Raw genomic sequence first — 4,946 nt, 5'->3', positions numbered from 1 at the left:
TCTCTATACTGTGATTAATTTCACACAATGAGCGAATAATGCCATGAGGAAGATTGAAACTGTTTTGCTGACCATTGGGCAAATTGTTGCGTTAGGTTTGATATGGGTAATCGCCGATCGTTTGGTTGATTACTTACACTTGCCTATCCCTGCCAATCTCACAGGTATGTTGTTACTGCTGACGTTGGTATTCAGTAAGATTGTTAACGTTGAATGGCTGCGACGAGGTGCGGCTTGGCTTTTAGCGGAAATGTTACTGTTTTTTGTTCCGGCGGTCGTAGCCGTGGTCAATTATCAGCCGCTGGTGCGTGAACAGGGCGGACGAATTATCTTAGTATTAGTGCTGAGTACCGTTTTAGTGATAGCGGTGACTGCGTGGGTCGTGGATAAATTATACCGCCTGGAGCTTAAATTAGCGCGCCGAAAAAGTAATAAGTTAACAGGAGCCTTATAATGTTGCACTCGGTCTCATTACTCGGCATGACGTGTTTGGTACTGACTTTAGCACTCTATTACGTCTGTAAAATGCTCTATCAGCGCAAACGAACAATTTTTTTGATGCCTTTATTGCTGGCTCCACTACTGTTGGTGCTGATTGTCATTGGTATGGATATTCCTTATCCATCGTATATGGAAGAGTCTCGTTGGCTATTATGGTTACTTGGGCCTGCCACCGTCGCCTTTGCGATTCCTGTGTACGATAATCGGCTTTTAATTCGTCGTCATTGGTTGTCATTATCGGTTGGTGTGGTGGTTTCCGTGATTGTGGCTGTGAGCAGTACCGTCTTGCTGGCACGCTGGTTTGAATTACCAGAGTTACTGCAGCGTAGCTTAGCCATGCGCTCGATAACGACCCCTTTTGCCGTGGAAGCAACACGTGCCATTGGTGGCGAAAGTGACTTAACGGCCCTGTTTGTGGTACTCACGGGTGTTATTGGAATGGCGGTTGGTGAAAGTATATTAACCTTCTTATCGATTCGTTCTCGATTTGGGCGTGGGGCGAGCTTAGGGGCTTCTGCCCATGGTGCAGGCACCGCGAAAGCGTATCAAATGGGAAATGCAGAAGGGGTGGTATCGAGTGTCGTCATGATGATAGCCGGTATGGTAACGGTACTGATTGCGCCCTTTTTAGGCCAACTATTGTGGTGAATCCGTGAAACCATTCATCGGTAGTTTGTGCTAAAAGAAACCGCCCATGTGAGGGCGGTTGCTGGTTTAGTCTTCTAGCTCAGCTAAGCACATTTCTTCGTATACTTGCTGAACCCACGCGGTCACACGTTGCTCGGTCAACTCTGGTTGACGGTCTTCATCAATGCATAGACCAACAAAATGATTATCATCGACTAATGCTTTAGACGCTTCAAACTCATAACCTTCCGTTGGCCAATGACCAATAATCGTTGCGCCTTTGGCTTGAATGATGTCTCGAACGGTGCCCATAGCATCACAGAAATACTCTGCGTAGTCTTCTTGATCACCACACCCAAAAATAGCCACGAGTTTAGTCGAAAAATCAATGGCTTCTAATTCAGGGAAAAAATCATCCCAATCACACTGTGCTTCACCATAGTACCAAGTGGGAATGCCAAGCAGTAAAAGATCAAAGTTATCAATATCTTCTTTACTACTTTTCGCGATATCTTGTACGTGAACCAGTTGTTTGCCGAGTTGTTTTTGAATCATTTTTGCAATAGCTTCGGTGTTACCTGTATCGCTACCAAAAAAGATACCTACACTTGCCATAGAGTCTTTACCTTTAAATCAATCTGCTTGCGCGAACTATACCACTGTTATTTGTTAAAGTTAATCCACCTATTGACTTTCAAATTTCCCTTAACTTGTTATGGATTAAGCGCTTTAGGCGATAAACTTACGAATCGCACGGAGTACTTCTGCTGGTTTTTCAGCATGTAACCAGTGGCCAGTATTGGCGATAACATGTGCTTTGGCATGGCTAAATTGTTGCTGGATAGCGGGTTGATGCTCTGCCATTAAATAGTTTGAATCTGCCCCTTTAATAAATAAGGTAGGGGTTGAGTTACAGGCAATCGGTTCCCAACCAAGAATATTCCAGTAGTTGACTTTAATTGCAGGTACATTAAATCGCCAAGTCATGACGCTATCTTGGTTGACCAAGGATTTCCCCAGAAATTGGCGAACGCCTTCCTGATCGATATGCTGGGCTAAAAGGGCCATCACTTCACTGCGAGAGGATGGTTTTTGTTCTAACACCGCATCGAGACCATCAATCACCTGTTGATGACGATGCACGCTATAGGCAACGGGGGCCATGTCTAGCACGATTAACCGTTGAACGATATCGGGGGCAAGATCGGCTAATTTCATCGCTACTTTACCGCCCATGGAGTGACCAATGATTGTCGCTTGAGTGATAGCCAACTCGGTGAGCAGCTGATCGACATCGCGCGCCATTAACGCGTAGTTATGTTCTGAAGCGTGAAACGATTGTCCATGGTTACGTAGGTCAATACTCAGCACTTGATGATCGTGTTTCAGATCTCTTGCGAGTAGCCCTAAATTGTCTAAATTACCAAATAAACCATGGATCAGAACGACGGTGTGACCCTCACCTTCTAGTTTGTAATTAAGCAGTGCTGACATTTTATCTTATTAGTAATGGGTTTAACGTAGAGTATCGGTAAAGATCTCGCTATAATCCCTCAGAGTTTAAACATAGAGATTGTGAAAAGCGAATGAAAACAATTGAGGTTGATGAAGATCTATACCGTTATATTGCCAGTCAAACCCTACATATTGGTGAGAGCGCTTCCGATATTTTACGTCGCTTATTGAAGGTTGATAGTCAGCGTTTTTCGGCGATGCCTGCTATCACTGCTCCTAAAGGGTTAGTGGTCAGTAAAGATGCGGCTCAAGAGACAAAAGTTGATAGCGTTAAGGCGATGCGCGAGTTACTGATTTCAGATGAATATTCTGCACTGAAAAAAGCCGTTGATCGTTTTATGTTAGTCCTATCCACACTCTATCGTATCGATCCGGCGAGCTTCTCAGATGCCATGATCGTTAAGGGACGCAAGCGAGTTTATTTTGCCGACAATGAAGCGACGTTGCTCGCGAACGGGCAAACGACGAAACCAAAAGCGATTCCAAATACGCCGTTATGGGTTATCACGAACAACAATACCAGCCGTAAACAGCAAATGGTTGAGCAAGTGATGCTGAAAATGAATTTCCCTGCGGATATTATTGAAAAAGTGACCTTGTCTATTTAACGTGGCACGATCAGCAGCGAAAAGTCTGACTAGAACCTCATACTGGGCATGTAAAAATGCGTATTATGAGGTTTTTTATTGATTATTATTTTTAAAAGGATGTCATTATGGCTATGCACCCTCGTGCAGGACAAAAAGCACAGCAACAAGATTTACATAATATTCCGGCTTTAGTTTCTCATTACTACCTTTTACAACCCGATGCGAATAACCCGCAGCATAAGGTTGAATTTGGTACTTCCGGCCATAGAGGGTCGGCTGATAAATTCACGTTCAATGAACACCATATTTTAGCTATCGCGCAAGCGATCGTTGATCTGCGTACAGAGCTGGGTACGACCGGACCTATTTTTGTCGGTAAAGATACCCATGCTTTATCTGAACCAGCCTTAAGCAGTGTACTCGAAGTGCTCATTGCCAATCAGGTGGAAGTCATTATTCAACAAGATAATGGTTATACGCCAACGCCGGGTATCTCTCATGCCATCTTGACCTATAACTTGCAACATGCCGATAAAGCAGATGGTATCGTGATCACCCCATCACATAATCCGCCTCAAGATGGCGGTATCAAATACAATCCGACTCATGGTGGACCCGCGGAAGGTGAGCTTACTAAAGCGATTGAAAACCGAGCTAATCAGCTAATTGCCGATGGTTTGCGTGGGGTGAAACGCGTGGCTATTGTTGAATCGAAGCAGTCACCTTTATTGAAGCAGGTTGATTTAGTGAAACCTTATGTTGACGACTTAGTGAATGTTGTCGATATGGCCGCGATTCAGAAAGCCAAACTGAAGATAGGTGTCGACCCATTAGGTGGCAGCGGAATTGATTATTGGCGACAAATTGCTCAAACCTACGATTTAGATTTAACGTTAGTCAGTGAAGCGATTGATCCTACGTTCCAATTTATGTCACTGGATAAAGATGGCGTGGTGCGTATGGATTGCTCATCTCCCTATGCGATGGCTGGCTTATTAGCACTGAAAGACCAATACGATTTAGCGTTTGGTAATGACCCTGATTATGATCGTCATGGGATTGTTACTCCACAAGGTTTAATGAACCCTAACCATTTTCTGGCGGTTTGTATTGACTATCTTTACCGTCACCGCTCTGCTTGGCAATCTGATGTTGCTGTGGGCAAAACCCTTGTCTCCAGTGCGATGATTGATAAAGTCGTTGCGGATTTAGGCCGCAAATTGTGTGAAGTGCCAGTCGGATTTAAATGGTTTGTTGATGGCTTGTATAACGGTCGTTTTGGTTTTGGTGGAGAAGAGAGTGCTGGTGCTTCTTTCTTACGTCAAGATGGCACTGCTTGGTCAACCGATAAAGATGGGATTATTTTATGTCTACTCGCTGCCGAAATAACCGCGGTGACGGGGAAAAACCCTCAGCAATATTACGATCAATTAGCAGCGAAACATGGTGAGTCGCACTACAGCCGAATTCAAGCTGTGGCCAATGGACCTCAAAAAACGATCTTGAGTCAGCTTTCCGCCGAGATGGTGACCGCTCAAACCTTAGCCGGAGATATGATCACTGCCCGTTTAACCCATGCTCCAGGTAATGGAGCTGCGATTGGTGGTTTAAAAGTGACAACTGATTACGGTTGGTTTGCGGCTCGTCCATCAGGGACAGAAGATATTTATAAAATCTATTGTGAGAGTTTTAAAGGCGCAGAGCATTTAAAAC

At 44.4% G+C, this 4,946-nt stretch carries 6 protein-coding genes; 4 read left to right on the top strand and 2 right to left on the bottom strand.

Going from position 1 to position 4,946, the window contains the following annotated elements; all coding sequences use genetic code 11:
• Nucleotides 1-43: 43 nt before the first annotated feature.
• On the top strand, nt 44-454 hold the full coding sequence (locus CAG60_RS09460) for a CidA/LrgA family protein (protein WP_040904151.1): 411 nt from the start codon (nt 44-46) through the stop codon (nt 452-454).
• The gene (locus tag CAG60_RS09455) at nt 454-1,149 is read left to right on the top strand and encodes an LrgB family protein (protein ID WP_004394787.1); all 696 of its coding nucleotides are present in this window, start codon (nt 454-456) and stop codon (nt 1,147-1,149) included. The genes CAG60_RS09460 and CAG60_RS09455 overlap by 1 nt, the downstream gene beginning before the upstream one ends.
• A gap of 66 nt (nt 1,150-1,215) precedes the next feature.
• On the opposite strand, the gene fldA is transcribed toward CAG60_RS09455, so the two are convergent.
• Nucleotides 1,216-1,743 carry a flavodoxin FldA gene (fldA, locus tag CAG60_RS09450; protein WP_004394788.1) on the bottom strand — a complete coding sequence of 176 codons (528 nt, stop codon included), beginning with the start codon at nt 1,741-1,743 and terminating at the stop codon, nt 1,216-1,218.
• A 114-nt stretch (nt 1,744-1,857) separates the two neighbouring features.
• Entirely contained in the window at nt 1,858-2,622 is a 765-nt protein-coding gene (locus CAG60_RS09445; protein WP_161438811.1) for an alpha/beta fold hydrolase, read from the bottom strand.
• A 92-nt stretch (nt 2,623-2,714) separates the two neighbouring features.
• Here CAG60_RS09445 and seqA point away from each other — a divergent pair, with 92 nt between their 5' ends.
• The gene (gene seqA, locus CAG60_RS09440) at nt 2,715-3,251 is read left to right on the top strand and encodes a replication initiation negative regulator SeqA (protein ID WP_004394790.1); all 537 of its coding nucleotides are present in this window, start codon (nt 2,715-2,717) and stop codon (nt 3,249-3,251) included.
• 107 nt (nt 3,252-3,358) lie between these two features.
• Nucleotides 3,359-4,946 (top strand): phosphoglucomutase (alpha-D-glucose-1,6-bisphosphate-dependent) (gene pgm, locus CAG60_RS09435; RefSeq protein WP_161438810.1); only part of this gene is annotated, 1,588 nt, incomplete at its 3' end.

It is taken from the genome of Vibrio sp. V33_P6A3T137 (assembly GCF_009904835.1).
Classification (GTDB): Bacteria; Pseudomonadota; Gammaproteobacteria; order Enterobacterales; family Vibrionaceae; genus Vibrio; species Vibrio metschnikovii.
Note: the sequence above shows the minus strand (reverse complement) of the source record. Positions and strands in the feature narration are given on the sequence as shown.